Origin of the sequence: Methanomethylovorans hollandica DSM 15978 (assembly GCF_000328665.1) — an archaeon.
GTDB classification, from domain to species: Archaea; Halobacteriota; Methanosarcinia; order Methanosarcinales; family Methanosarcinaceae; genus Methanomethylovorans; species Methanomethylovorans hollandica.
Genome location: NC_019977.1, coordinates 2216760 through 2242850, shown reverse-complemented (window position 1 = coordinate 2242850; position 26091 = coordinate 2216760). Strand labels below are relative to the sequence as shown.

30 protein-coding genes and 1 pseudogene are annotated in these 26091 nt (G+C 45.1%); 13 read left to right on the top strand and 18 right to left on the bottom strand.

Features of this window, described 5'->3' with window-relative positions; genetic code table 11:
- Position 1 precedes the first annotated feature (1 nt).
- The 5 genes from METHO_RS10905 to METHO_RS10885 all read left to right on the top strand — a co-directional run bounded on the left by METHO_RS10905 (position 2) and on the right by METHO_RS10885 (position 3797).
- Entirely contained in the window at positions 2–373 is a 372-nt protein-coding gene (locus METHO_RS10905) for an iron-sulfur cluster assembly scaffold protein (protein WP_015325599.1), read from the top strand.
- Between the two features lie 17 nt (positions 374–390).
- The gene (locus tag METHO_RS10900) at positions 391–699 is read left to right on the top strand and encodes a transcriptional regulator (protein WP_015325598.1); all 309 of its coding nucleotides are present in this window, start codon (positions 391–393) and stop codon (positions 697–699) included.
- 51 nt (positions 700–750) lie between these two features.
- Entirely contained in the window at positions 751–1974 is a 1224-nt protein-coding gene (locus METHO_RS10895) for an Nre family DNA repair protein (protein WP_015325597.1), read from the top strand.
- A 96-nt stretch (positions 1975–2070) separates the two neighbouring features.
- The gene (locus METHO_RS10890; RefSeq protein WP_015325596.1) at positions 2071–3108 is read left to right on the top strand and encodes an inorganic phosphate transporter; all 1038 of its coding nucleotides are present in this window, start codon (positions 2071–2073) and stop codon (positions 3106–3108) included.
- A complete protein-coding gene (locus METHO_RS10885; RefSeq protein WP_015325595.1) occupies positions 3105–3797 on the top strand; it encodes a TIGR00153 family protein in 693 nt (230 codons plus the stop codon). Before METHO_RS10890 ends, METHO_RS10885 begins: the two co-directional genes overlap by 4 nt.
- On the opposite strand, the gene METHO_RS10880 is transcribed toward METHO_RS10885, so the two are convergent.
- Positions 3786–5261, bottom strand: a complete 1476-nt coding sequence (locus METHO_RS10880; RefSeq protein ID WP_015325594.1) for a phytoene desaturase family protein — start codon at positions 5259–5261, stop codon at positions 3786–3788. The genes METHO_RS10885 and METHO_RS10880 overlap by 12 nt on opposite strands.
- Positions 5262–5282: 21 nt before the next feature.
- Positions 5283–5996 (bottom strand): phosphoribosylaminoimidazolesuccinocarboxamide synthase, encoded by a 714-nt coding sequence (gene purC, locus METHO_RS10875; protein ID WP_015325593.1) that lies wholly within the window; start codon positions 5994–5996, stop codon positions 5283–5285.
- 290 nt (positions 5997–6286) lie between these two features.
- Between purC and nikR the strand changes: the two genes are divergently transcribed.
- A complete protein-coding gene (gene nikR / locus METHO_RS10870) occupies positions 6287–6709 on the top strand; it encodes a nickel-responsive transcriptional regulator NikR (RefSeq protein WP_048831329.1) in 423 nt (140 codons plus the stop codon).
- On the opposite strand, the gene METHO_RS10865 is transcribed toward nikR, so the two are convergent.
- Both METHO_RS10865 and METHO_RS13395 read right to left on the bottom strand, forming a co-directional pair.
- Complete coding sequence (locus tag METHO_RS10865) at positions 6703–7056, bottom strand: ArsR/SmtB family transcription factor (protein ID WP_015325591.1); 354 nt, start codon at positions 7054–7056, stop codon at positions 6703–6705. The two genes, nikR and METHO_RS10865, sit on opposite strands and share 7 nt — an antisense overlap.
- Before the next feature lie 149 nt (positions 7057–7205).
- Positions 7206–7558, bottom strand: a pseudogene (locus METHO_RS13395) (IS1 family transposase); the annotation flags it as partial.
- Positions 7559–7839: 281 nt separating this feature from the next.
- Here METHO_RS13395 and METHO_RS10860 point away from each other — a divergent pair.
- Positions 7840–8283, top strand: a complete 444-nt coding sequence (locus METHO_RS10860) for a Fur family transcriptional regulator (RefSeq protein ID WP_015325590.1) — start codon at positions 7840–7842, stop codon at positions 8281–8283.
- Between the two features lie 94 nt (positions 8284–8377).
- Here the strand turns inward: METHO_RS10860 and METHO_RS10855 are convergent, their stop codons facing one another.
- From METHO_RS10855 to METHO_RS10825, 6 genes are all read right to left on the bottom strand, one after another.
- Positions 8378–9859, bottom strand: coding sequence for a S8 family serine peptidase (locus METHO_RS10855; protein WP_245546289.1), 1482 nt, complete (start codon positions 9857–9859; stop codon positions 8378–8380).
- A gap of 510 nt (positions 9860–10369) precedes the next feature.
- Positions 10370–13081 (bottom strand): cation-translocating P-type ATPase, encoded by a 2712-nt coding sequence (locus tag METHO_RS10850; protein WP_015325588.1) that lies wholly within the window; start codon positions 13079–13081, stop codon positions 10370–10372.
- A gap of 12 nt (positions 13082–13093) precedes the next feature.
- Positions 13094–13633, bottom strand: coding sequence for a PfkB family carbohydrate kinase (locus tag METHO_RS10845; protein ID WP_015325587.1), 540 nt, complete (start codon positions 13631–13633; stop codon positions 13094–13096).
- A 338-nt stretch (positions 13634–13971) separates the two neighbouring features.
- Positions 13972–14247: a ferredoxin-thioredoxin reductase catalytic domain-containing protein gene (locus METHO_RS10835; RefSeq protein ID WP_015325586.1), complete on the bottom strand. Its 276-nt coding sequence runs from the start codon at positions 14245–14247 to the stop codon at positions 13972–13974.
- A 43-nt stretch (positions 14248–14290) separates the two neighbouring features.
- Positions 14291–15493 (bottom strand): FprA family A-type flavoprotein, encoded by a 1203-nt coding sequence (locus tag METHO_RS10830; protein WP_015325585.1) that lies wholly within the window; start codon positions 15491–15493, stop codon positions 14291–14293.
- A 15-nt stretch (positions 15494–15508) separates the two neighbouring features.
- Positions 15509–16000: a ferritin family protein gene (locus tag METHO_RS10825; RefSeq protein WP_015325584.1), complete on the bottom strand. Its 492-nt coding sequence runs from the start codon at positions 15998–16000 to the stop codon at positions 15509–15511.
- Positions 16001–16282: 282 nt separating this feature from the next.
- Between METHO_RS10825 and METHO_RS10820 the strand changes: the two genes are divergently transcribed.
- Positions 16283–17386 (top strand): inositol-3-phosphate synthase, encoded by a 1104-nt coding sequence (locus tag METHO_RS10820; RefSeq protein WP_015325583.1) that lies wholly within the window; start codon positions 16283–16285, stop codon positions 17384–17386.
- Positions 17387–17390: 4 nt separating this feature from the next.
- Positions 17391–18209, top strand: coding sequence for a DUF429 domain-containing protein (locus METHO_RS10815; RefSeq protein WP_015325582.1), 819 nt, complete (start codon positions 17391–17393; stop codon positions 18207–18209).
- Between the two features lie 4 nt (positions 18210–18213).
- Here the strand turns inward: METHO_RS10815 and afpA are convergent, their stop codons facing one another.
- The 8 genes from afpA to METHO_RS10775 form a co-directional block, all read right to left on the bottom strand.
- The gene (gene afpA, locus METHO_RS10810; RefSeq protein ID WP_015325581.1) at positions 18214–18759 is read right to left on the bottom strand and encodes an archaeoflavoprotein AfpA; all 546 of its coding nucleotides are present in this window, start codon (positions 18757–18759) and stop codon (positions 18214–18216) included.
- A 16-nt stretch (positions 18760–18775) separates the two neighbouring features.
- Complete coding sequence (locus METHO_RS10805; protein ID WP_015325580.1) at positions 18776–19474, bottom strand: ferredoxin--NADP reductase; 699 nt, start codon at positions 19472–19474, stop codon at positions 18776–18778.
- The gene (locus METHO_RS10800) at positions 19471–20109 is read right to left on the bottom strand and encodes a flavodoxin family protein (RefSeq protein ID WP_015325579.1); all 639 of its coding nucleotides are present in this window, start codon (positions 20107–20109) and stop codon (positions 19471–19473) included. The genes METHO_RS10805 and METHO_RS10800 overlap by 4 nt, the downstream gene beginning before the upstream one ends.
- Before the next feature lie 41 nt (positions 20110–20150).
- Entirely contained in the window at positions 20151–20339 is a 189-nt protein-coding gene (locus METHO_RS10795) for a 4Fe-4S dicluster domain-containing protein (RefSeq protein ID WP_015325578.1), read from the bottom strand.
- 63 nt (positions 20340–20402) lie between these two features.
- Positions 20403–21818 (bottom strand): multiheme c-type cytochrome, encoded by a 1416-nt coding sequence (locus METHO_RS10790; protein ID WP_172635198.1) that lies wholly within the window; start codon positions 21816–21818, stop codon positions 20403–20405.
- Positions 21819–21923: 105 nt separating this feature from the next.
- Positions 21924–22289 carry a carboxymuconolactone decarboxylase family protein gene (locus METHO_RS10785; RefSeq protein WP_015325576.1) on the bottom strand — a complete coding sequence of 122 codons (366 nt, stop codon included), beginning with the start codon at positions 22287–22289 and terminating at the stop codon, positions 21924–21926.
- A 27-nt stretch (positions 22290–22316) separates the two neighbouring features.
- Entirely contained in the window at positions 22317–22535 is a 219-nt protein-coding gene (locus tag METHO_RS10780) for a DUF2180 family protein (RefSeq protein ID WP_015325575.1), read from the bottom strand.
- Positions 22536–22543: 8 nt separating this feature from the next.
- Positions 22544–22783, bottom strand: coding sequence for a DUF2180 family protein (locus tag METHO_RS10775; protein ID WP_015325574.1), 240 nt, complete (start codon positions 22781–22783; stop codon positions 22544–22546).
- A 388-nt stretch (positions 22784–23171) separates the two neighbouring features.
- On the opposite strand from METHO_RS10775, the gene mer reads away from it, so the two are divergent.
- The 4 genes from mer (at position 23172) to METHO_RS10755 (ending at position 26068) form a co-directional block, all read left to right on the top strand.
- Positions 23172–24152: a 5,10-methylenetetrahydromethanopterin reductase gene (gene mer, locus METHO_RS10770; protein WP_015325573.1), complete on the top strand. Its 981-nt coding sequence runs from the start codon at positions 23172–23174 to the stop codon at positions 24150–24152.
- Positions 24153–24169: 17 nt separating this feature from the next.
- Positions 24170–25201 (top strand): F420H2 dehydrogenase subunit FpoF, encoded by a 1032-nt coding sequence (fpoF, locus tag METHO_RS10765; protein ID WP_015325572.1) that lies wholly within the window; start codon positions 24170–24172, stop codon positions 25199–25201.
- Between the two features lie 12 nt (positions 25202–25213).
- Positions 25214–25732, top strand: a complete 519-nt coding sequence (locus METHO_RS10760; protein ID WP_015325571.1) for a nicotinamide-nucleotide adenylyltransferase — start codon at positions 25214–25216, stop codon at positions 25730–25732.
- Positions 25733–25858: 126 nt separating this feature from the next.
- Complete coding sequence (locus tag METHO_RS10755) at positions 25859–26068, top strand: hypothetical protein (protein ID WP_015325570.1); 210 nt, start codon at positions 25859–25861, stop codon at positions 26066–26068.
- Positions 26069–26091: the final 23 nt, after the last annotated feature.

Sequence of the window (26091 nt, the reverse complement as noted above, 5' to 3'; positions counted from 1 at the left end):
TATGTACAGCAGAAGACTTCTGGAAGAATTCACTAACCCTCAGAACGTAGGTGTCATTGAGGATGCAGATGGTGTGGGGCAACTGGGAAATCCTGCAGACGGTGATGTCATAACTATCTACATAAAGGTAAAAGATGATGTACTTGTGGATGTAAAGTTCAAAACCTTTGGTTGTGCGGCCGCTATCGCCACTTCAAGTATGGTGACGCAAATGGCAAAAGGCAGGACCATAGAAGAAGCCAGGCTTATAACAAAGGAAGAAGTGGCAGAGGCTCTGGGTGGTCTTCCTTCAGGTAAGATGGATTGTTCGAACTTTGCTCCGGATACTTTAAGGATGGCCATTGAAGATTATCAGAAAAAACAAAAGACCTGATGATGGAGGTCCATCTTTTGAAAACGACGTGTGAGGTCATGGTACAAAAAGTTCTTCCGGCGATACGTGCAGAGATCGCACGTGTGATGTTCTCTGAACACAGATGTACTCAGCAGGAGATCGCTGATATTCTCTGTCTTTCAAGGGCCGCTGTTTCACAGTACATGAGTGAGAAAAGAGGAGCCGAAGTTGATTTCCCAGAAGAGGTCCGTGCAGAGGTGAGGAAGTTCTCTGCCAGGTTACTTAAGGACATGGACCAAAAGGACCAGGTAGAAGGTATGTGCAATATCTGCAGGTTCGTGCAGCACTCCGGGCTGGTTCGATAAGAACATACCTGAAGCAGGATCATGCATCCTATGTGGGGATAAAGAGCAAAGTTGAGCCATAATCAATGTGTAAGCTGCAAGGGAAGAGGATTCTGTGGGCGTCCTGTATGTCCCATTCTTGAGAAGTTCAAGTCTATAGAGTCGTCTGTAATAGCCAGTAAAGGAGCAACTTCCATATTTGGAGCCTCCCCTCCGGCAGTTTTCATTGGCAGGCATGATTATCCTTCGGTGATGTCGGGTCCCATGGTGCCTCCTAACATGGGTGCAGATGAATCATCCATGCTGGAGGATCCAAAGCAGCTGCTCAGCATGAACATTGGTGAGATCATTGCAGCGCGTTCCAGGCTTGTGCGGGCAGGGGCGCGCATGAACGTTAAAGATGCTGCAGATCCCAGGGATCCTTTACTTCTGAAATCCCAGGAACTGGCCCTTTCTATAAAGCCTGTGGATACTGAAGCCTGGTTCAATAAGCCTCTGTCCAACAGGTTGAAGTTCGATAGCGTAATGACTCCAATGGGGCCATCAGGTGATCTAAAGGATCTCGATATCGCTGAGAATCCTAATGTTCCAAAGAAGGTCGATTATCTGGTATATGATGACGATGCCTTGGCAAAAGACGTTGTTTCAGAGCTTATCTCTTCAAATATATCTCAGGATCACATCACACGCCTTCTTTCCATTGGTCTGCTCGGTAAAGAGCGCAAGCTGGTACCCACCCGCTGGTCCATAACAGCAGTGGATGATATGCTGGGCAAGGATATGTTGCGCAGGGTGCGGGATCATCCCCAGGTAAGTGATATTATGCTCTTTAGCGGAGGTGCTTTCGGTAACCATTTTGAAATACTCTTAATTCCACGTGTATTTTCCTATGAACTAATAGAAATATGGATGCCCAGGGCTGTATGGTCGGGTGAATCCACATGGATAGGTGCTGACAGTGAGGGTCTGGGTGGGAAAAAAGGATATTCCAGTCTCGCAGGCGGTTATTATGCTGCGCGTCTTGGGGCACTTGAGTACCTCAACGGTATCAGAAGACAGGCAACCGTGTTCATGATAAGGGAAATAACGCCCGATTACTGGGCACCTCTGGGTGTATGGGTTGTAAGGGAAGCTGCGCGCAATGCTTTGCAGAATCCTCCACAGAAGTTCGAGAGCATAGATGCAGCTTTGGCGGATATGTCCTCAAGGCTTCAAACCCCTATTGGAGCATGGAGGCCAAAAGCAAGTCTTGTCAACGAGTTAAAGTGTCAGAGGACTCTTGATTCTTTCTTATAGGTCTATATGACTATATAGTGGTATATAGAATATTGTAACTACATTTATCTATATCTTACTAAATTGTCCACTTAGTTTATAGGAGGATAATGGAAAATGGATGTTTTTAATCCCTTTGTGATTGCCCTCATAGCTGCGGCATTATACATGGCCTGGAACATAGGGGCTAATGATCTTGCCAATGCTATGGGAACTTCGGTGGGTAGTGGGGCCCTCTCTCTTAAACAAGTGATCCTTGTTGCAGCAGTGTTCGAATTCTTTGGTGCTACATTTTTCGGTAAACGAGTTGTTTCGACTATTGCAAGTGGCATAGTTCCATTAGACCAAATTAGAATGATTGATTCTCATCTTGTTGTTATCGGTATGCTTGCGGCGATCCTGGCCGCAGGTTTCTGGGTCACGTTGACCACATTCTACAATCTGCCAGTTTCTACCACACATTCAATAGTCGGTGCAGTTCTTGGTTTTGGTTTAGTTTCAGCATATCATGGAATTATCCCTTACAGTGATATACACTGGGCTGTTCTCACCAAGATCGTAGCAAGCTGGCTGATTTCACCCCTGCTGGGAGCTCTTATTGCATATCTCCTCTTTATAATGGTATCCCATTTTATCCTCCAACGTACAGACAATCCTTTTCTTATTGAAAAGAAGTTTGTACCTCTTCAGATCATGACAGCATGTTATATGGCATTCGCGCATGGTTCCAATGATGTTGCAAATTCAATAGGTCCTTTGTATGCAGGACTTAATGTGCTGGGTATGGATAGTGCGCAGGTACCTACGTGGATTATGGTTCTCGGTGGGTTCGGTATGGTGCTCGGGCTTGCTACATGGGGCTACAAAGTGATACAGACCATTGGTAATAAGATCACTGAACTTACTCCGACAAGAGGTTTCTGTGCAGAGTTTGCCACTGCATCTGTTGTGGTGATGCACAGTTATAGTTCTCTTCCCATCTCAACTACCCACACACTTGTTGGATCTGTCATAGGTGTTGGTCTTGCGGGCGGTCTTGCAGCGGTTGATTTAAGTGTAATAGGAAAGATAGCAGTATCCTGGATAATCACAGTGCCTGTAGCAGCGTTGACATCAGCTTTAATATTCACAGGACTCATGGGGATAGGAATTTGACAAAGAGAGAATATATACGCTCTGTGCTCAGCGTCTTTGCAAAATCTCCTTTCAGGCCTCTGCATATGCATGCCACGAAAGGGGGGGATGCTGTTCGGAAGCTGAGCGAGGAGCTTTCTGCTTATTTTGAATGTGACACGCCCACCGTGCTGAGGCTTAATAGTGAGATCGATATCCTTGAGCATGAGGCAGATGTAATAAAACAGACCATCAGGGCGGAACTCACATCTACCATTATGCTGCCGGTACATGCGGATGATCTGCTTAATTTCCTCAAACCACAGGATTCTATTTCCGATGAGTGCCAGGACGCAGCTTACTGGCTGACCCTGCGAAATTGTCAGGTGCCAAAAGAACTCGAAGAGGGGTTCCGTGAACTGATGTCCAGGACCTTGGCAACAGTGGAGATGTATGAACTTCTAGTGGACACGCTAAGCGAGCTTCTGGAGTCTTCTTTTGGGAAGAAGGATGTACACGAAACCCTGGAGCTTGTTTCCAAGGTAGAAGAAATGGAGCACCAGGTGGACGTTATAGAAAAACAAGTTATGAAACAGATATTTGAGAAGGAAGAACTGCTTGGTGGCGGAGGAGTTTATTTCTTCCTGGAACTTTCCAAAAACATAGGCCGCATTGCTGACCGTACCGAGAGTGCTGCGGACAGGTTGCGGACCATGGTATTAAGGAGGTGAGCTTTTAGCTCCTCTCATGTGCAGGTTACCATCTGAGTTCACTATGCGCAGCATCTCTATCACAGAATATGCTGCCCGGGTGATGCCCATACTGCGCCGGTCAGTGTCGGTACCGGCAACATACAGATTCTTTATGGGTGTCCTGATGTCTGCAAAGTTCCCATCAATGGTGACTGACGCTTTTTCAGGGATGAGGATTTGTTCATGCCTCATCTCTACATGTTCCTTGATATCAGGCACAGCATTGTATATTGTTTCATAGGCTTTTTTGATCTCGTAGCTCTCATCTTTTTCCGGGTCCATTATAAAACTAAAGCCGACCAGTTGTTTTCCTTCAGGCGCAAGGGACGAGTCATAATTGCTGATGGGCATTGCCCAGTAGGCCTTTTCCTTGAACCAGATCTCAGAACCAATATAATTGAAAGCTTCCATGGTAGTGTCCAGCCCAAGCCAGATAGTAAGGCTCTTTGTCTGTACTATGCCCTCAAGTTCCTTTACATAGGAAGGGGGCAGATCTTCCACAAGATATGGCAGGTCCTTTGCAAAACCTGTGTGTATGACCATATCAGCAAGATATGTGTCATCTGCCACAACTCCTTTTACCACGCCTTCCTCTGTCAGGATCTTATGCACAGGATTCTCCGTCATGATCTCCACTGACTTGGGCAGCGAATAAAGTATAGCATTAAGGAGTGATTTGAGACCTTTACGCGGATATCCCTGAGAATAGCTGACCTTGTTAGTGGCAAGCCTGCCCAGGGTCGTAAGGGGGCTTGATACTTTGTTCAGCCGGGTTTGCAGGGATGTGTGAAGGTTCAATGGAATGAGGTTCTGCAAAACTTTCTCCTCATGACCATTCTTTTCGTCTATTTTAAGGATCTCCTCTAACTGTTCAGGTGTTACGCTGTCCCGCACGAATGCACTTCCTTCAAGTACCCTCTGTGCTGATGTATGTTTCATGTCCTTGCCTGTAAGGAAATAAGATATAGTATTGGCAAAGTCGTAAGTATCCTGTGAGAGGTTCTTGGGAAGGAATTCATATACGGATTGTTTGGACAAGTCCATTCCGAAGGTCCTGTAGGTAAGGGCTTTGGTGACTGCCTGGCTAAGTACCAGTCTGTCCATCTTGGGGAGTACATCGAAAGTCACGAATTCCTTGATATTGGAAGGTACTTTCATAAGGCGTTTATCCGTGCGGATGAAATAGTCTCCGTAATTCTCGAATACTGGCAGGTAGTCAAAGTAGCTCTCCATGAGCCTTTTCAACGGACCTTCGATGAGATGTGTGATGGCATGTGCTCCAGTGTCCACCTGATAACCATCCACTACATAACTATTGCAGTTGCCTCCTACATGTTTGCTCTTTTCCAGTATCAGTACCTTTTTTCCGTGCTTGGAAAGCACAAGGGCTGAGAGCAGCCCGGTAACTCCTGAGCCTACGACTATAACATCATATTTCGGCATGATGCTAATCTCCTTGAAGGCTTACTGGAATATTTCAGGGGCAATACGTTTTGCTACATCTTCGTATGCTTTTGTCAGATCCCCTTTGTCAAAGCGGAAGATGTCCTTGTCCATGGACTTTCCTGTTTCCTTGTCCCAGAAGCGGCATGTATCACAGGATATCTCATCGGCTACCAGGATCTGCCCGTCCTTTCTCCCAAACTCCAGTTTGAAGTCGGGCAGGGCTATGCCACGTTCATCAAGGTATTTGATGAGGATCTCGTTGACCTTGAGGGCAATCTGGCGGATCGTGGCTATTTCTTCGTATGTGGCGACACCCAGGGCTACAGCAATGTCTTCGTTGAGCATGGGATCTCCGTACTCATCGCTTTTGTAGTCCATGACCATGACAGGCTTCTTGAATACCGTACCTTCTTTTATAGGGTATCTGCGCGTGATGGAGCCTGCAGCGATGTTACGGGGTATGACTTCTATTTTGATGATGTCCACAGCTTCCACAAGCATCTCAGTGTCTGATAGCATCCTGACATAGTGGGTCCTTATACCCTTACTTTCCAGCAGCTCGAAGAGCTTTTTGGATATCTGGGCGTTGTAATATCCTTTCTTTGAGGCTTCGCTCTTCTTCTTGCCATCAAAAGCAGTAAGACTGTCCCTGAACTCGGATATGTACTTCGAAGGGTCTTCGGTCCTGTATATCGTCTTTGCTTTTCCTGAGTATAATTGTTCACCTTTCATCATGTCCCTCTATATCAATGTTATTTTAATATATTTTCCCTATAATTACTATTTATCTTAATAAACCTATCGTCAAGACATACAAAATGTTATTACTCTTTACTTTCATTAGTATATTATGGGTTCTGTAGAGAACGTGCATTTAAATTGAACCACAAGAGCATGTAAGGGGATGGAAAGTGATAAAAAGTCCTCTATGGGCTTTGTGTTCTCTGCGGTTGTTGCTGATGTGATATATTCATGATGATTTCTACAGAGCTGCTATATGTTTCTTATTCATGGGTGATCCAATGGAACAAGAATTAATGAGGATTGGTGTTTCGCTGCCTGAGAACCTTCTTACGAAATTCGACGGCATTATCGAGCAAAGAGGATATTCATCACGTTCAGAGGGCATACGGGATGCTATCAGAAGCTACATCACGCATTACGAATGGATGAGCGATGTGAAAGGCAGGCGTGTTGCCACTATCACTCTTATCTATGACCATACAAAACGCGGACTGACCAGCTCCCTTACGGAGATACAGCATGAACACTCTGCTCTGATCAAGACCTCGATACACATCCACCTGGACCATGATAATTGCCTGGAGGTAGTTATTCTGGATGGGGAGGGTCAGGAGGTAAAGACAATAGCTGAGAAACTGATGGCGCTTAAGGGTGTGAAGTATGTGAAGCTCAACACTGCCCAGCCTACGGAAAGTCACTGATTGAAGGTGCTTTCTATATTCTTGAGCAGGGACCTTCCCAGATCTGTCAGGTAATACATCTGAAAGTTCTTGTTCCTCGTGGATTCCACGAGGCCTGCTCCTTTGAGCAGCTTCAGATGGTATGACAGTGCAGAGTGCTTATAGTCTGTTATCTCCACGAGCACACATACGCACAGCTCCTGCACCTCCAGAGCTTTAAGAATATGTATCCTGATGGGGTCTGAAAGCACCTTGAACAGGTCCACCAGCCCTGTCACATTTTCCTGCATGGATTCATGGACCTTCTGCATGACCATATCAGGCAGAATATAAGGTTCCGGCTCCAGCAGTCTTTCTTTTCCACTCATAATCACTGAATGATGTCCTGATATGTTAATAATCTTTTTACGCTATTATTGGTGTAAGAACACTGTCAGCTCTGTCTGCTGCAGAACAATTTAGAAAGGTTAAAATATGTTCGGGCGATTCCTTAAAACAAGGAGTCGGGTGTGAAGCTATCAACAGCAATCCAGGTCCAGCAATATTTTTTTGTTCCCGATGTAGGGTGTATCTCATCGAGTTCAACGATTTCGCTCTCATTTTCACTCTTCATATCCTCTAATTCCTGACCAAACTTCTTTATCCATTTCTGGACAGAAACATGACTTACTCCTAATATACGTCCTATTGAGCGAAATCCTAATCATTCAAGATAGAGCTGTAAAGCCTGTCTTTTAACAAAAGAAGAGAAAGCAGTCGATTTTATCTCTACTGAATAGTTATAGTCACAATCATGGCATTTGTATCGTTGACGTCCATGACTATACCATTCTTTCTGTGAATGGAACTATTACATCTTGGGCAATTCATTCAGAAGTATGTGAGTTCATATTATATATCAATCTTTAAATATCAACACCAAAATTACGAGTTTATTCCACTTTTTCATTATTAACCCCTTATAGAGTTCTTTTCTAAATACACTTTTTTAACTCCACTGGTACATTTGAGATTATGAATGAAAGTATCATTCAAAAGCAGCAGTAATATTTGTAAACTAATATACTACTTATAAAGCAATGCTTTACTTCATATTAATCTTACATGTGAGTAAATCCTTATACAAAAAAAACTATTAACTAATAATAATTATGACTCACTCACAATATATTGATAAAACAATAATTACTGCCTTCAGGGAAAAAAATATAAAAGTCACTCCCCAGAGGATAGCCATCGCCAGATATGTGCTCAATAATAAAGAGCATCCGACAGCTAAGAGGATCTATCAGGAGATCAGGGGAACGCATCCGACCGTCAGTCTTGCAACGATCTATGCCACCCTTAAGGTCCTGAAGGAATTTGGTTTTATCCAGGAGTTGAACCTGCCTGACGGCCAGTCGAGATTCGATCCGAATCTGGAGCCTCATGCACACCTGATCTGTGTGAAATGCAACGACATTGCCGATTGGGAGGACCCTCTCCTGTCAGAGGTAATTTCGAGGATATCCGATGATGCAGATTTTATCGTGAACGTGTTCGGACTTGACATACATGGCGTTTGCAGAAAATGCCAGGCAGATAAGAACACTTAAAGGCAAGATTCAAGGAAGCCTTTTTCTTCCGGCATAAAAAAAGATCATCGTATCCTGGAAGTACAGGATACGATCCTGATCAAGTGTCTTTCACTTAGAAAGTGACGCTTTTTGCAGAGTAGGCGTTTTGCGTTGGGTCGTATGCGTATTCGTCACATGTGATGCCCGTAACTGTGAATGTCAGCGTGCCCTTGGGCTTTTTCACCTGTGCGGATGTGAACACTACAACACCATTTGCATCAGTGGTCCCTGAGACAGCTGCTGCTGTCAGGCCGCTCCAGCTTCCTGCGACACTTGCTCCGGGGATTGTCTTGCCGTCAGCATCCACCACCTGCACGGTGGCCACAGCCCAGCCAAAGGTGTTCTTGCCGCTCACTTTGGACTGCTGCTCCAGGCTCAGCTCTCCCACGTACATCACAACAGGTGTTGATGACTCAGGAGGTGTGACAACAGGGTCATCCACTGGTGTACTGCTCAGGTCCCTGACCGCTGCATAGGCGTTCACAAGGCCATACCCGTAGTAATTGTCCCTGCCGCTGGCACCCAGGTCGGTTGCCGTGCTCTGCAGCCTTAAGCGGACCTCCGCAGGGTCCCATTTGCCATTGCCGTTGGTATCATGGACAGTGCCTGCAATATCCGTGCTCATCAGCAACGCCACAGCACCTGTTACATGTGGTGTTGCCATGCTAGTACCGCTCTTGTAACCATACAGGCCGTCAGGCATAGTGGATTTTATACTGGAGCCAGGTGCTGCAAATTCCACCTGTGGACCATAGCATGACCAGGAGGTCTTTGTATTGGTCGAATCCGTTGCAGACACAGCTATTACTGAATAGTAAGCTGCGGGATATATCACAGCACCGCCGGAATTGCCGGCTGCTCCCACCAGTACCACGCCATTGTTGTAGGCATTGTTACAGGCGTTCTGGAGCGTGGACGAGGAAGCTGTACCACCAATGCTCATTGTAATGACATTGGCATTGTTGTTTACCGCCCAGTTAATGCCGGCTATGATATTGCTATATGAACATGATCCTGAGCTGTCGGCGACCTTTACGGCATACAGCCCTGCCTGGGGTGCTGCTCCCAGTACGCCGATGTCATTGCTAAGGGCAGCAACCGTGCCGGCGACATGGGTGCCATGGCTGTGATCGTCCATGGGGTCGTTGTCAGCATTCACGAAATCATACCCTCCCAGGTAATTCGCCTTCAGGTCAGGATGATTGTAATCGATGCCAGTGTCCAGAACAGCGACTTTGATGCCATTTCCGGTGACACCGGCGGACTGGGCAGCGGTCGCATCTATCCTGGCAATACCCCAGGGGATCTCATCGGCAAGGATCTGAGCCTGGCCGTCAGGTTCAATGAAATCTATCTTCGGGTTCTTCGACAGGGCATCGATGGCCTGTGGGGGCAGCTCTGCAGCCACAGCAGGGATAATGGTGTATTCGTGCTTCACGTTTCCACCATGAGCTTTTACAAGTTCCGTATCGGTCTTTTCCTTGAAATTGATCAGAACGGGGACCTTCTCTTGCTTTTCCTGCGCTGCACTTGCAGGTACTGTCAGGAAAAACATTATCATCAACATTACTAGCAATTTTGTTTGCTTTCCTATGGTAACACCCATTGAATATATTATGGTCGTATATATATAGGTTTATTTACTTTTCATTGAAAAATAAATTAACTGTTTGTTATTACTGCAATTATATATCCGGCATGCTGGCTACTTAGCTGCCCGTCCCGTCATCTGGATGCAGGAGCACAATATCCATGCAGGTTAGTTAATGAACCTCCACAGGAAACATGCGGCGTTCATCGCAAGCCATAGGTTGGCATTAAGGTCTTTCTTAGTGCTTTTTGGATCGCAGAGCTCTTCCCGATGATACTCTCCTCAGCTGATACATCCTCTGAAAAATCAGGAGCAGTTAGTGACAGATTTATTATAGGGATCTTATTCTGGTCCACACTTTCAGCAGAAGAGCGGCATAGCTCCCGCTGATGTGGAAAGAAAACTCAATATACAGAGTTACACAGTTGTATCACCTGTCGTGATGCACAGGTCCTCACGGACCGCGTGCATTTTTTATTTATCCACTGTTATTTCTAAAGATCCGCACTGGGCATTTATTATATCTGCCTCCTCTTTAGGCCCTCTGGCAACTAACTTGATACCCTCGGCTATGAGCAGTGTAAGGAAAGCAGCTCCAATGGGCAGCACCCAGTCCTCAAGGCTTAAGGGTGTCAGTTCAAATACCATCTGGAACAGCGGGATGTACACTACTGACAGGATCAGCAGCAAGGTGATGAGCATCCCTCCCAGCATCAATCTGTTGGAGAACAGTCCCATTTTTATGGCAGGTTCATCAAGGGATCTGAAGGCATTGGGTACGAACAGTGCCATGCTGACTATGGTCACGAACGTGAGTGTCCTTGCCTTCTGCACATCAGCAAAAGGATCCGCTATCAGGAACACCAGGAAGGATATAATGCTCATAGTAAGTGCAATACTGATCACAAGCACCAGGTTCCGCCTGCCCAGGATCTCTTCCTTCGGATCGCGGGGTTTCTTGTTCATGATACTATCTCTCACCGGGTCCATACCCAGAGATATAGCAGGTACAACCTCATTGAACATGTTGATGAACAGGATCTGAAGAGCCAGCAAGGGTATGTAGTTGAAACCCAGAAGGGTTATTGCAATGAGGATGAGCATCATCTCAGTGAAGTTACGGGATACCAGGTACGTGGTGAACTTCTCTATATTGGCGTAGATACCTCTGCCCATCTTCACAGCTTCCACAATTGTGGCGAAATTATCGTCCTGCAGGACCATCACACTGGCTTCACGCGCCACATCGGTACCCTTGACACCCATGGAAATGCCTATGTCGGCTTTACGCAGGGCAGGAGCGTCATTGACCCCGTCTCCTGTCATAGCCACTACCTGTCCCTTGTCCTGCAGCGCTTTGATGATCCTGAGCTTCTGTTCCGGCCTTGCTCTTGCGTAGATATTTATCCCTTCTACCACGCTTTTGAACTCTTCGTCATCAAGCTCGTCCAGTTCAGTACCGGTGATGGCTCCGTCAGCCACAATGTTCCTTATCTTCTCATCAGTGATATTATCCAGGCACACAGTGCCATCAGAGAGGCCGATCTCTCTGGCAATGGCCTTTGCAGTCTCCTGATTATCCCCTGTGATCATGACAACCTTGATCCCCGCCTTATGGCAGGTCTCAATGGCACTTTTTGCCTCTTCCCGGGGCGGGTCCAGCATAGCCACGAGTCCGAGGAAGATCATATCTTTCTCAAGCTCCTCGCTCCTAATGTCAAGCGGCCTGTACGCCAGGGCAAGCACACGATATGTTCTTTGCGCAAGTTCACGGTTTTTCTCAAGCATCTCCTCTCTGTCCTGCTCCGTAAGGTCCCTCATTCCGTAAGGACCATATATGCGCGTGCACCTGTCAAGCACCATTTCAGGAGCACCTTTTGTAAAGGCCATCTCATGTTCCTGTGTATCGTGCAGTGTGCTCATCATCTTCCTTTCAGATGTGAATATGACCTCTTGCAACCTTGGCAGTTCATTATCCACCTTTCCCTTCCATACCCCTGCTTTAGCTGCAGTCACTATCAGGGCAATTTCCGTAGGGTCTCCCACACCTTTCCATTCGTTATCCGATTCTTCCAGTGCAGCATTGTTGCACAGGGCCCCGGCTGTGAGCAACAGTTCCAGTCCTTTATCGTTCTCAACGTCAACCGGAGTTTTATCATCAAGCAGTTCTCCTATCGGCTCATATCCCTTCCCGGTAACATCCAGTTCCCTTCCAGGAAGGATGATCCTCCTCACGATCATTTCGTTGCGGGTAAGGGTACCTGTCTTGTCAGTACAGATCACAGTAGTGGAACCTAGTGTTTCCACACCCAGCATTTTTCTTATAATGGCATTATGCTTCGCCATGTGTCTCATCCCGCTGGCAAGAGTGATGGTCATGGTAAGTGGTAAACCTTCAGGCACTGCAGCCACAGCTAACGCAATGGCTATCAAGAGCATCTCTGCAACCGGAGCTCCCTTTGATACGCCCGTGACTAAAGTGATCAGCGAAGCTATCAGGGCAATGATGGCCAGTGTACGTGCAAGCTTCGCAATCTTCTGCTGCAGAGGGGTTGTTTCCTCCTCCTGCTGTACCAGTCCGGCAATTTCTCCCAGTTTTGTTCCCATGCCCGTGGCAACCACAAGAGCGCTGCATTTACCATGCACTATCTGGGTACCTGCAAAGATCATATCATTCTTTTCTTTGCTCACAGGCATGCTCTCCCCGGTCAGTGCCGCCTCTTCTATCCGAAGCCCCACCATCTCCATCACAAGAGCATCTGCTGGTATCATATCTCCGCTTTCAAGCATCAGTATGTCCCCGGGAACAACTTCACTGGAAGGTATCTCCTTCAGTGTCCCTTCCCTGTGCACTCGTGTGAGCGGCTGCACGAACTTCTTTAAGGCTTCCATGGCCTTTTCTGCCCTGTATTCCTGCAGGAACCCCATAAGTATTACAAAGAGGATGATACCGATTATGGCCCAGAAATTGATTACTTCGTGTGCCATCAGCGATATTATGGCAGCAGCAGCAAGTACCCACACTATTACATTTGCCAACTGCCTTACAAAAACCTTCAAAGGGGTGACTCTGTTTTTTTCTTCAAGCTGGTTAGGTCCGTACCTTACAAGCCTTTTCTTAGCTTCCTCGTTCGATAGCCCCTCAGGGGAGCTTTCCAGTTCCAAAAGGGCTTCCTCGGTATTCATGTCATTCTCCTGTTAAATGCATATAAAAAATCCTTTACCACATGTGCCAGTGATATGTTCTCCTGCACTTTTCAATATGTCCGAAAGTTTCTTTCTAACCTGCTCTGATACTGCCATCAGCGAGCCAAAAAGTATGATGCCACCTTTCTTGAGAACAGGGTTCACTATCTGTAGCCTCTCATAGGGATATGCTTCATAAAGAGCATATTCTGCATCATTCATCTCATCCAGAAAAGCCAGTGCAAGAGGATTTTTTCTTTCATATCTATATATGCTCTCGGTATTCACTGCATTGGACATCAGGAAGTCATTTCTAGTGCTGCCTAAATGGTCTGCAGAGAACTCGCTTATCAGTGTTACATCTATCCCGCATCTTGCAAGAGAAACAGCAGTATTGAGCATCGCACCGCCGGTGGTTGCAGAAGCAGGTACATTTTCACGAAAAGTTATATCACAGAAATTTTCGTCTATGGTAAATACCCTTCTCACTTTATTGCCTACCCGATATAGCAAATGTGTAGCACATATTGTCAGATACACTACATTTTCCATGCATTTCGAATATAATCCTTTAGAACATTTCCCGGAGGCCACAATGCATGAAAGTTCTCTTCCACTGTCTTTGTTTCTCCCTTTTTTGTCATTTGTGGGTGCTATAGTAAATGAAACTACAGCAAGATCATTTGGCGGATCCCTTGAAAGAGCAATAAAGGATTTAACTATGTATTATTTAAGTATTTGCTGACGGTTGTTAATTACAGATCACAGAATGCATCACCTAAGATCAGATGCATGATAAAATGTGATACAAAAGATTGATCAAAAAAAGATCATATATCCCTTTAAAATTGATGTCAAAGGGATATCATAAAGTTGCACTTTAAGTGTACTTATTTAATGTACAGGCCACATCTGCAGGACCCGCGCATCTCTATGTCACGGTTTCTGGCCGCACAAGGACAAATGATCTTCTTGTCAGCTTCTTTATCTCCCGTCCTCTTCTGACAGAAGCAATACCATTCACCATATTCCTTCTTATTGTTGGTTATACCCTTCACTGCTATAACTACTACATCATAGTCAGGGTTCAGCCTGTATCCGGTTTGGACCGCATTTTTCTTAGACTTCTCATAAAATTCTTCTTCAAGTGGATTATTGAATTGCATGTTAACACTCCTTTGTTCAGAAACTATTCTTATGTACTATGATTTATTCCTTTGCAAGGGAAGCAAGCCGGCTGCCGATTTCCCTGCATTTTGCACGGTCTTCTTCAAATGGCCTGAAGTTGATCTGGAACCCAGGTTCCACGATCTCAAAACCTGATTCAGTGAGTTCTTTTTCAATTCCTTTCACTGCACCGCCGCCCCAACCGTAAGAGCCGAATACAAAGAACTTCTTGCCTTTTGGCCGGAGGCCTTTCATATAGCTAAGAAATCCTGCAACGGTGAAGAACATATTATTGTTCAGCGTAGGGGAACCTATGGCAATTACCGATGCATCCATAAGTTCCTTTGTTATCTTGCTCCAGTCATTCTTGCGTAGGTTCCTGAGTTTCACATCCACTCCCGCGGATTGCACACCTTCAAGGACCTCCTTTGCCATTATCTCAGTGCTGTTCCACATTGTGTCATACACTATGAGTACCTCAGGTTTTGCCTCAGCATTGGCCCATTTGACATAGGATTCGACTATCCTTTCAGGTTCCTTTCTCCATATTACTCCATGCGCAGGAGCTATCATGTCGATCTTGAGCCCCATCTGCTTTATTTTCTCAGCGTAACCGAGGACCTGTTTGCCAAAAGGCATGAGGATGTTGGCATAATATATCTGCGCGTCCTCCATAACGCCTTCTACCTGGTCCTCGAACCTTTCCGAGGTTGCTATATGCTGTCCAAATGCATCGTTAGAGAAGAGTAACCTGTCTTCCTTGAGATATGTATGCATACTGTCCGGCCAGTGCAGCATCACAACTTCAATGAACTGCAGGGTCCTTTTTCCGATGCTTATCTCATCCCCGGTATTAACTACCTGTATATCCCATTTCTCGAATCCCATCTCACGGTAATGTTCGAACAGGCCCTTCTTGCCTTTTGCAGAGCAAAATAACTTTGCATTGGGGCATACTTCCATCATAGCCGGTAAGGAACTGGAATGGTCCATTTCAACATGGTTGGACACAATGTAGTCTATCTTCGAAGGATCCACTATCTGGGAGATTCTGCCCAGCATCTCTTCGAAGAAGGGTGCTTTAACAGTATCGATAAGCGTTATATTCTCGTCTATTATCAGATATGAGTTGTAAGTTCCACCTTTAGGTGTTTCATACCCATGGAAATCCCGCAGGTTCCAGTCTACCACACCTACCCAGTAAACACCTTCGGATATTTGTACAGTCTGTATTTCATTTCCCACGTACACATCTCTCCTTCATGTCTGCATCCTGAACTCTGTAGCAGCCTGCAGCATTTCATCTATAAGCCTGTAATGCCCTCTTTCCGCTGCAGCTATCCTGTCAAAAAACTCTTTCTGTTCAGGCTCTGTTGCCCTTTTTCCAAGTTCCATATAGAAATACTCGCTCTTGTACTCAAAGCGCAGGGCAGCAAGCAGTATGCCTATCTCTTCGAGTTTCTTGTCTGAGAATTCCTGTGTCAAAGAAGGTGTAAAGTCCGGGAAAAGATGTTCAACATGTGCAGCGCTCGTGTCTCCGTTTTTGAACTTTCTCAGCATATCAGCATGTTTCTTCTCTTCCCCTGCAAGAAATGCATACATCTCGCGGGCAGCCGGGTTAGGCATTGATCCCGATTTTTCAAGATAGTATTCCCTTCCGTCTTCTTCAAGTTTGATGGCTACATCAATGGCTTCTTCCAATGTATCCAATTTGTCAAGTTGCTCCGAAATTTCCTGTAATACATCTTTCATTATTCGTCATCTCCATCTGTTTTTATGTATATGGATTATACGGATATGTATATATGGCTAAAGATCAATTTGCAATTCCCCACACTCTGTGACTATAACCTATATAAATTATATAACTTTCGAACATATATACAACATTTTGGGCAGGCATTCCATCGATAGAAAGGCAAGCTAGTGAATATTTGTATTTAGAAACCTTTTTATTACCCCTTATCCATTATGAAGTTTAAATTTATCATGTGGGTTCATATTCTTCAATTCTTTTGATCATGAGGTAATCTAATGGGCAAAATAAAGATAGCTATTGCCGGAATTGGTAACTGTGCCAGTTCACTCATTCAGGGTATTGAGTACTATAAAGATAAATCTTCAAAGGATGCCATCGGGCTTATGCACTGGGATCTGGGTGGTTACAAGCCCTTTGATATAGAAGTGGTAGCTGCCTTTGACATAGATGAGAGGAAGGTTGGAAAGGACTTATCAGAAGCGATCTTTGCCCTGCCCAACTGCACTGCTGTGTTCTGTTGCAGTGTTCCAAAAACAGGCGTCACTGTGAAGATGGGAAAAGTGCTGGATGGGGTTTCAGAGCATATGGCAGACTATGCTGACTCCCGTAAATTCATTGTCTCAAAGGCACCTGAATCAGAAAAAGAACAGGTTGTCAAGGAACTTACAAATTCAGGGGCGGAGATCCTTTTGAATTACATGCCAGTGGGGTCCGAACTGGCCACCCAGTTCTATGCAGAATGTGCTCTTGAGGCAGGTATGGCTTTTGTTAACAACATGCCGGTTTTCATCGCAAGCAATCCTAAGTGGGCTGCCCGTTTTGCTGAAAAAGGTCTTCCTATAATCGGGGATGATATCAAAGCCCAGCTTGGCGCTACCATCACACACCGTACCCTTGTTGATCTTTTCCGCAAGAGGGGTGTCAAACTTGAAAGAACATATCAGCTGAACACCGGGGGTAACACTGATTTCCTTAACATGCTAAATCGAAGCAGGCTTGCTTCTAAGAAAGAGTCCAAGACCGAAGCTGTGCAGTCTGTTGTAGGAGAGCGTCTGGATGATGACAATATACATGTGGGTCCAAGCGATTATGTGCCCTGGCAGAATGACAATAAAGTATGTTTCCTCAGGATGGAAGGCAAGCTTTTCGGTGATGTACCTATGAACATCGAGTTGCGCCTGTCAGTGGAAGACTCACCCAATTCTGCCGGTGTAGTCATTGATGCCATAAGGTGCTGCAGGCTTGCCCTGGACAGAGGTATTGGCGGTATACTTTATTCTCCGTCTGCATATTTCATGAAACATCCTCCTAAACAGTTCACTGACGATGAGGCCTACAACATGACCCTTGAATTCATTGAGGGTACCAGGGATTATTAAACATATGTCCCTGGCTTCATCCGGCCAGCACGATATCTTCGGTGTGGATTTTAGCGGCGCAAAGGCTGCTTGTAATAAGATATGGATCAGCCACGGGCAAGTGATCGGGGAAAGATTAGTTCTTGTGGAATGTTATCCTCTCAGTGAGGTCAGTCCAGCTAAACTGGGCAGGGACCATGGCCTTCGTGCTCTGCTTGGTCTTATATGTTCCAGTAAAAGTTCTATTTTTGGTATGGATTTTCCTTTTGGAATTCCGCTTCCGCTCATGCAGGGACTCAGCTGGAATGAGTTCATAAGGCATTTTCCAGAACTTTATGCCAGTGAAGATGAGTTTAGAGATATAAACCGCAGAACTTCAGGGAATGTAGAGCTCAAAAGAGCAACGGACAAAGATGTAAAAGCTCCCTTTTGTGTTTATAACCTCAGATTGTACAGGCAGACCTATTTTGGTATACGGGACATCATAAGACCACTTGTGATCTCAGATGCTGCCAGTATATTGCCTATGCAGTCTCTTAGGGCCGATGTCCCATGGATTATAGAAATATGCCCAGCCTCTGCTCTGAAAAAGGAAGGATTGTATATTCCCTATAAAGGAAAAGGAGCAAAGAAGCAGGCAGTTAGAGAACATATTCTGGACCACCTTGAAAGAAAGGCATTGGATCTGCCCGAAGATATACGGGACAAGGCTTTGCAGAACGCCGACGGTGATGCTCTGGACAGCATCATAGCAGCGTATTCTGTATTCAGTGTTCTGCACATGCTGGTTCCGGGAAAAGTGATTGATGAACCTTATATAAATGAAGGTTTCACTTTTATGTGAAACCTCATTCTTTGGAAACACCTATTATTCTATATAGTTCCTCAGGACTGTCAAGTATTATGATATTTTCCATACGGGACAGCTTTTCTGTGTTCTCTATATCTATGTCTCTCATTTTGAGTATTATTTCCTTGCCCTTTGGCGAGTAAGTGGTTACAGTTCCCTTCTTTCTGTCCACTGGCAGGATATAGATCGGGGTATCACCTTTTGCAGTCTGAGAAACAGCATTTGTTACAAGTGTGTCTGCAATGCCATGCACTATCTTTGCCACGGTGTTGGCAGTTGCAGGTGCTATTATCAGCATATCATAATGTCCAAGTTGCAAGGGTCCTGCAATGAATGGTGAATTAGGTCCTCCTTCGGTCTTCAGATCCGGGAAGTTTGTCTTAAAGTCATCCCACATCTTATACCATTTCAGGACAACCTCTCCCTCTTTGGACAAGAAGGTCATTAGCTCTATATCTGCTCTTTTTTTGATGTCCAACATTATGTCACACGTTTCTCTTATAAGGTCTCCTGAACCTGTTATTCCCCATGCTATTCTTTTCATGTCATCTCTCCACTAATCAGTATCCTGCCAATGCTTCTTTTTTGACCATATCCTTTGGGATCTTCATTGCTATCAGCATTTCTTCCATGGACCTGACCATTTCAGGTGGGCCGCATATCAGGAAATGTCTTTCCCTGTAATCTGGTATCTCCCGGGCCACCATGTTCTCGCATATACGTTCCCGGCAACCTGTCCAGCTTTCTGATGCACGGGTCAGGGTGTACACTACTTTTAAATTGCTATTGTTGTGCATCATCTCGTCAAGTTCTTCCCTGAAGGCAAGGTCGTTCTCGGTCTTATTGCTATATATCAGCATAATGTCAGCATCAAGGTGCATGTCTGTACAATATCTGCATATACTTACCATGGGAGTGATACCTATCCCGCCGCTCAGCAATGCCACTTTTGCATACTCGCCTTCGAAGGTCATGTTCCCGAATGGCCCGCTAATGACAGCGCTATCTCCAATATTCATATTGTCAAGCACATTTGAGAAAGGATGACCGGTAAGTTTTTTAGTGAACTCTATATGACCTTTCTCGGTGGGGCTGCTGGAAAGGCTAAATGCCTTTGTGACAACTTTTCCTTCCACAGTGAGGCTTACAAGTATGTATTGGCCGGGTTTATACTCAAAGCCTTCAGGCCGCCTGAACCTGAAGCTTTTTACATCATGTATCCTTTTTATTATGTCTGTTGTTTTTTCTTCAAACTTCACAGGCTATCTCCTTCCCGCTGAGCCTTTTTGATGAATTGGGCGGCCCTGATAAGTTTATTCACAGTGCGGTGCAGGCTTCGTATGCCCTCGGTATCCTCTGCAACCCCCTCTGCTCCTCTGTCCTGAGACCAGAAAGTTCCTCCGAGATTTGAACCAAAGGACCCTCCGGCAATGGGTAGCATCTCACTGATCACATAGAAGTTCAGTATGGTCTGGATAGCCGGTTCCTGTCCTCCTATCCTGTCTCCTCCAACTGCAGTGGCAGCACCAACTTTGTATTTGAAGGCTTTTGGATCACGTGCCACAACTGCCCTGCATCTATCCATTATAGTCTTCGTCTGTGCACTTAACGTGCCTTGGTACACAGGAGTGCCTATTATCCAGGCATCAGCCCATAGCATTTTGTCATAGAGGGCCACAATATCGTCTTTGTGGATGCATCCCTGCTGCTTGCGCACGCAATAGTCACAGTGTATGCAGAACTTAAGATCTTTTCCGCTCGCAGAGAAATAATCAATTTCAACATCAAATTTCTCCTGTGCATATTTCAGGGCCTCGTTTACTACATGATCTGTAGATTTCTTTCTTGGACTTCCTGAGATGCCAAGCAATCTGATCGTTGTATCACCCGTCATCAAGACACTCCATTGTTCTCTTTAGATATGAGATATGGGATTTACTCGATGGTTATTGCGCCCATAGGACACGCATCTACGCATAATCCACATTCTATACAGTTGTCCGGATGGACGACCACAGATTTTAGTCCCTGTCCGTCATCTTTCATTTCAAAGACATCCTCAGGGCAAGATTCCTTGCATGCTCCTATTCCTTCACATATGTTCGGATCTACTTTTGCTGGCATTTTTCTTATCTCCTTTTTATATATCGCCAGGCTGTGATCTTTACAGCCTGGTGTGAATTCTACTCATATTTCCCTTCTTCCCATGTAAAAGTATGCTGCACACAGCAGGATAGTTACAGAGCCCAGGCTGCCTACTCCAGGGGTTGAAGGTTTTGCTGCATCTGCTGCACCCGCAGCTGCTGTCTCTTCATTCTCATAGATGTTAGTAGATATTTCCGTCATGCTGATGACAGGTACCTCATACACATCTTTTCCAAAGAGATGGTCAATAATATCCTGTGGTGCTGAACGGTACTGCAGAGTTACTTCTATTGCAAGCGGATAAGTCACATCTTCAGGTATTCTGAAACTGTGCTTTTCTGAAACTGTTCCTCTGGGAGGTATTCTGTTGTCTTCAAGTATGGATTGGGCAAGCCAGAAACTGAGTGTCGGCTGTCCCTGTGCATCACCAAGAACAGTGTTGTATATCTTTGCATTCCCTACAGTTCCATTATCATAAACATCTCCGGTATTGTATACCTGTTTACCGCTGCCGTCCTTTACGCTTACAGTCAGCCACATCTGCCTGATCTCAGAAACTCCTGTGGGTATCTTGTGTCCGGCTCCGGAATTGGTAATGGATATGTTAAGACTTAAGTTGTCGCCTCTCTGGCCTATCTGTGGTGCATCAATGGAAAGAGTTGCAGTCTTTTTAAGCCTCTCAACAGCCATTTCTTTATATTTATCTTCTCCAAGGATCTCTGTTATAAAAGCATTGCCACCTACTATTGCATGGGTGGATATATGTTCTCTTTTTTGTGCACCGGAACCTGCTCTTCCGGGATTTGCCTCAAATTTGGTTATACCAGAGGTCATATGACAATCCTGACACTCAACCCCTTCTTCAGCATAGGGTCCTTCTTTCCACACAGTGTACGTGTCATCGACAACAAGGCCATTGAGGGGATGTGTCACGTCATGGCACATGCCACAGTATTCCGAGGTGGTGTACAATTCCAGATATTCTGATTCATGGTATGCGGACTTTGAATCATCAAAGGGTCCCCACTTGATATTCCCCGGGCTGACAACAAAAGGTGCATTCCCTGTGCCGTTGCTGACGGATATGACATGGCAGAAATCACACTGTACTCCCTCTCTTGCAATAGCACTGAGATTTGCTCCGCCGACCGGAGGTATCTCGCCTGATACGACTCCAATGGGAGTATGGCAACGGGAACAGAATTCATCCACTATACCCTGTGTATCATTGCTTGCAGCTAGAACTTCCTTCTGGTAGAAAGGATCCTCATAAGCGTTGTAATGCATGGTGCCTTTCCACTGGTCATGGGCAATTGCATGACATTGTGAACATTTATCACTATCAGCGAACATGTCAGAGGATAGTTCACCATATGCAGTGGGTGTGACTGCAAGTGCATTGAAAGTTATTGCGTACAGTGCGATCATTACCAATATTGTCAGATATATAGTTCTCAAGGTTCTAATGCGGGGTACCCCCTCAATACTATATGATTCTAATAAAGGTGATCTGTCAATTTATCCCAATGGAAAGCCATCTGTGGGATGGCCTTCCGGGGAGGTTCATTTCAGCAATCTCAATGCATCCCTGCATGCTGCAACGGCAGGTGCACCGGAAGTGATGGATATCACATCCATTGTTTCCATTATCTCTTCCTTGGTCGCACCATTCTCCAGTGCACTCTTCATCTGGGCTACCACACACTTTTCGCATTGTTTGGATGCTACTACGGCAAGTGCCATAAGTATCTTGACTTTCGCAGGCAGTGCTCCATCTTGCAATAATCTGCGGTTACATCTGTTGTATTTAGTCAGGAACTCAGGTTCCAGCTCACCCAGAGTCTCAAGTATCTGCGGGGTAAATCCCAGTTTCTCTGACATGGATCTTATAAGTTCTTTATCCTCTAACATATCGTTATGTCTGGTCATTTTTTTCTCCTCCTCTGATTATTTCGATCAATCAAATCCATCTTCTATTATCTGGTTGATGCAATAGTTACATACAAGTCTTGGCAGGCTATTTGGCAATCTCTTAAGATCAGGGGGTGTTCCTACAGTCACCGGGAGTTCCAGCTCCTTTGTATGATCCAGACACAAACCCTTGCCGCAAGTGATGCAGATACATACTGCGTTGGAATCCTTTCCTTTCTCCATGCAATCATAGCATTTCATCATAATATCACCTAGTAGTTCTCCTTCAGAGCTTTGTGGCAGGGTATACAGAGCACTTTTTTCCAGCGGTTTATATCATCAAGTTTGCATTCAGTCCCCATACCGCACCTCAGTTTTATGCTGTATTCTCCTTCCCATATAGGTGTCTCTTCCCGGACAAGATGTTCCTTGCAAACCCCTCTTCCACATATTATGCAAGCAGCAACGGTGTCCGTTTCTTTTCCAGTTTTAGCACATTCGTAGCATTTCATGCGTATCCTTCTTTTCTTTTTTTTGTTAAAGACAAAAGTATGCTAATCCATCCAGTTGTTGGGATCATCGCATTATTTCCCCAGAAAAGTGATTTTCCCCATCTCACCCCCTGGTGAATTGAACAATATTCTTTATGTCAATTGATATATCTGTGTTGGTTAATCTTCAGGAAAACATAATATTCAATTATCCTGCACACTGCCTATTTCAGTTGACTGGTCGAATGCAGTTGCAGATATATTTCAAAAAGATTAATTGATAATGTCAGATGTTATGTATCTTCTGTTAATGTATTATCTGCAAGTGCCAAGGCCAATGACTAAACCAACAAACATATAAATAGGTACAGTTACCTGATTACCAACACTCTATAAGAGGAGGATTGAAATGACATTTGGAATAGAATTCGTACCAAGCGACCCGGTCCTTAAGATCGCACACTATGCTAAGCTTGCTGAAGAGCAGGGATTTGACAACGTATGGATCACAGATCACTACAACAACCGTGATGTATACTCTACTCTTGCCGTGCTGGCAATGAACACCAACAGCATAAAGCTCGGTACGGGTGTCACCAACCCCTACACAAGGAACATAGCAGTAACTGCATCAAGCATAGCCTCTATCAACGAGATATCAGGCGGACGTGCTATCATCGGCCTCGGTCCCGGAGACAAAGCAACATTCGATGCAATGGGTATCGAGTGGGAGAAACCTCTGACAACAACAAAAGAAAGCATTCAGGCACTGCGTTCTTTCTTCGAAGGCAAGAAAGTGACCATGAGCGGTGAAATTGTTAAGTTCGGCGGTGCAAAGATGGCATTCAAGGCAGGTAATATACCTATCTATATGGGTGCACAAGGTCCTAAGATGCTGGAACTTGCCGGAGAGGTTGCTGATGGAGTATTGATCAATGCTTCTCACCCAAGGGACTTCGAAGAGGCTGTTAAGCAAATAGCAGCAGGCGCAAATAAGGCTGGACGCGACCCCAAGGATGTTGATGTTGCTGCTTATGCATGTTTCTCCATTGACAAAGATGCAGCAAAAGCAGTGAACGCCGCAAAGGTAGTTGTTGCTTTCATAGTTGCCGGTTCCCCTGACATGGTCCTTGAGCGTCACGGCATTGACATAGCCTCAAAGGCATCTATCGGAGGAGCAATTGCAAAAGGCGACTTCGGTTCCCTGATGGGCGGTATGGTAACCAACGAGATGATGGATGCGTTCTCTATAAGCGGTACACCTGAAGACTGTAAGGCAAGGATCAATGAACTCCTGGACATAGGCGTTACACAGATCGTTGCAGGCTCTCCGATAGGTCCTGACAAGGAGAAAGCAATAAAGCTCATTGGTAAGGAAATAATCGGATAATTGGGAGGATCTGGAGGATGGTTCATCCAAAGATCTTAGAGGTCATTGAACATGACGTCTGCACTGCTTGTGGGGCATGCGCATCTGCATGTCCTGCCGGTGCCATTGTTATAAATAAGCGGGCAGAAGTACGCGATCCCGACAATCTTGAGTTATATGAGCAAGGGGCAGCTCCTTATGTGTGTGAAGGCTGTTTCACATGTGGAAGAGTTTGTCCAGTGATCGATGGATATTACGATGACGAATTTGCCAACGTGAAGTCCTTCTTTGGTGCAAAGAGCACTATTGTCGGTCAGGATGGAGGTGTGACTTCCCATATACTTAAAGAGCTTCTCAGGAAAGGCGAGATAGACTGTGTTGTTGGTATTTCCCGGAATAATGTGTGGGAAACAGAACTTGTTCTCATGACAAAACCTGAGGACGTGGATAAGACCACAGGTACCAAATATACTTATGATTCGGTCCTGGAGGCACTTAAGGAGCCTTTCGAGAAATATAATCGCATAGCTGTTGTAGGTGTACCCTGCCAAGCTCATGGAGCCCGTCTTATATCAGAGAACGTTAATGATAAGATCGTTCTTATAGTGGGTCTTTTGTGCATGGAAAGTTTCTATCATGAAACTATGAGGGAGAAGATAGTTCCTGAGATCATGAAACTTAACGTCGACGACGTTGTGAAGATGGATTTCGGAAAAGGTAAGTTCTGGAACTACACGAAGGATGGTCAGGAGCACAGTGTCAAGATCGCTGAAGTTGCACCTTATGCAAGGCATCCCTGTCATAATTGCTGTGATTATACATCTGTATTCGCAGACATATCCGTAGGTTCAGTAGGTACTCCGGATGGCTGGAACTGTGTGCTTATACGCACAGATGAAGGGCAGAGATACTTCGATATGGTGAAGGATACGCTGGAGATCATGGAGAATCCTGCACCCCCTGGATTGGATCTTGTAAAGAAACTTGCAAAAATGAAACACGATAACAACTCAGGCCATTATCTTGAAGTCTGTGAGAAATTCTCATTTGACGAATGTGGTATACGTTAACGGTTGTCATTTATGCACATGAGAAGAGCGTTCTATATAGGACGCTTCCAACCATTCCATCTTGGGCATTATTCCACCATTTGCGCCATTGCAAAGGAAGTAGATGAGCTGGTAATAGGGATAGGCAGTGCCCAGAAAAGTCATGATCCCTGGAACCCCTTTACTGCAGGTGAAAGGGTTATGATGATACGCCATGCCTTGGAAGATGCAGATGTGAAACATTATGCAATACCCATTGAAGACCTGCAGCGTAACGCAGTATGGGTATCTCATATAATTTCCATGTCCCCTCCCTTTGATGTGGTTTATTCTAATAATCCTCTTGTGATCCAGCTTTTCAGGGAAGCGAATATGAATGTAAGGCAGCCTCCTATGTTCAACAGGAAAGGCTACTCTGGAACAGAGGTCCGTAAAAAGATGATCGAAGGCGAAGACTGGCGCCAGCTCGTCCCGGCCGCTGTGGCGGAGGTTATAGACGAGATCGGCGGCGTCACCAGGATTCGCAATGTTTCCATGCAGGATATGGAATAATTGCTTATTTTAATTCTACAGGCAATAATTTCCTGGATAAACATATCTTTCATGTAGACACATCTTTTATAAACATATCTCTCCTACTTCTATGTATATTTATTCTTATTTATTGGAGGTAACAATATGGCAGATAAGGGAAAACCACCGGTGTTCTGTGAAAAGTATTGCATCGTATGTAAAGGGGCAAGAGCAGGTAACGGTATCTGCAAGGCTATACAGAACCTGGAACTTAAGATATTTGGCAAGACCGGGTGTATCTGGGGTAAAGCGAGGACAAAATTCTACGGTGTCACGCCAGATAAAAAAATACCGGGAAATTCCCGCAAAAAGTGAGTTGTTGAATTGGATATATTTCC

What these genes read in the sequence shown, in the direction of transcription:
- METHO_RS10865 (WP_015325591.1), bottom strand. Translation starts at nt 7,056, where the DNA reads ATGAGTGGAAAAGAAAGACTGCTGGAGCCGGAACCTTATATTCTGCCT.
- METHO_RS10785 (WP_015325576.1), bottom strand. Translation starts at nt 22,289, where the DNA reads ATGACCAGACATAACGATATGTTAGAGGATAAAGAACTTATAAGATCC.
- METHO_RS10815 (WP_015325582.1), top strand. Translation starts at nt 17,391, where the DNA reads ATGTCCCTGGCTTCATCCGGCCAGCACGATATCTTCGGTGTGGATTTT.
- METHO_RS10835 (WP_015325586.1), bottom strand. Translation starts at nt 14,247, where the DNA reads ATGCAATTCAATAATCCACTTGAAGAAGAATTTTATGAGAAGTCTAAG.
- METHO_RS10880 (WP_015325594.1), bottom strand. Translation starts at nt 5,261, where the DNA reads ATGCCGAAATATGATGTTATAGTCGTAGGCTCAGGAGTTACCGGGCTG.
- METHO_RS10860 (WP_015325590.1), top strand. Translation starts at nt 7,840, where the DNA reads ATGACTCACTCACAATATATTGATAAAACAATAATTACTGCCTTCAGG.
- METHO_RS10855 (WP_245546289.1), bottom strand. Translation starts at nt 9,859, where the DNA reads ATGTTTTTCCTGACAGTACCTGCAAGTGCAGCGCAGGAAAAGCAAGAG.
- METHO_RS10775 (WP_015325574.1), bottom strand. Translation starts at nt 22,783, where the DNA reads ATGAAATGCTACGAATGTGCTAAAACTGGAAAAGAAACGGACACCGTT.
- METHO_RS10905 (WP_015325599.1), top strand. Translation starts at nt 2, where the DNA reads ATGTACAGCAGAAGACTTCTGGAAGAATTCACTAACCCTCAGAACGTA.
- mer (WP_015325573.1), top strand. Translation starts at nt 23,172, where the DNA reads ATGACATTTGGAATAGAATTCGTACCAAGCGACCCGGTCCTTAAGATC.
- nikR (WP_048831329.1), top strand. Translation starts at nt 6,287, where the DNA reads ATGGAACAAGAATTAATGAGGATTGGTGTTTCGCTGCCTGAGAACCTT.
- afpA (WP_015325581.1), bottom strand. Translation starts at nt 18,759, where the DNA reads ATGAAAAGAATAGCATGGGGAATAACAGGTTCAGGAGACCTTATAAGA.
- METHO_RS10795 (WP_015325578.1), bottom strand. Translation starts at nt 20,339, where the DNA reads ATGCCAGCAAAAGTAGATCCGAACATATGTGAAGGAATAGGAGCATGC.
- purC (WP_015325593.1), bottom strand. Translation starts at nt 5,996, where the DNA reads ATGAAAGGTGAACAATTATACTCAGGAAAAGCAAAGACGATATACAGG.
- METHO_RS10850 (WP_015325588.1), bottom strand. Translation starts at nt 13,081, where the DNA reads ATGAATACCGAGGAAGCCCTTTTGGAACTGGAAAGCTCCCCTGAGGGG.
- METHO_RS10800 (WP_015325579.1), bottom strand. Translation starts at nt 20,109, where the DNA reads ATGACGGGTGATACAACGATCAGATTGCTTGGCATCTCAGGAAGTCCA.
- fpoF (WP_015325572.1), top strand. Translation starts at nt 24,170, where the DNA reads ATGGTTCATCCAAAGATCTTAGAGGTCATTGAACATGACGTCTGCACT.
- METHO_RS10780 (WP_015325575.1), bottom strand. Translation starts at nt 22,535, where the DNA reads ATGATGAAATGCTATGATTGCATGGAGAAAGGAAAGGATTCCAACGCA.
- METHO_RS10890 (WP_015325596.1), top strand. Translation starts at nt 2,071, where the DNA reads ATGGATGTTTTTAATCCCTTTGTGATTGCCCTCATAGCTGCGGCATTA.
- METHO_RS10845 (WP_015325587.1), bottom strand. Translation starts at nt 13,633, where the DNA reads ATGGAAAATGTAGTGTATCTGACAATATGTGCTACACATTTGCTATAT.
- METHO_RS10820 (WP_015325583.1), top strand. Translation starts at nt 16,283, where the DNA reads ATGGGCAAAATAAAGATAGCTATTGCCGGAATTGGTAACTGTGCCAGT.
- METHO_RS10825 (WP_015325584.1), bottom strand. Translation starts at nt 16,000, where the DNA reads ATGAAAGATGTATTACAGGAAATTTCGGAGCAACTTGACAAATTGGAT.
- METHO_RS10760 (WP_015325571.1), top strand. Translation starts at nt 25,214, where the DNA reads ATGCACATGAGAAGAGCGTTCTATATAGGACGCTTCCAACCATTCCAT.
- METHO_RS10755 (WP_015325570.1), top strand. Translation starts at nt 25,859, where the DNA reads ATGGCAGATAAGGGAAAACCACCGGTGTTCTGTGAAAAGTATTGCATC.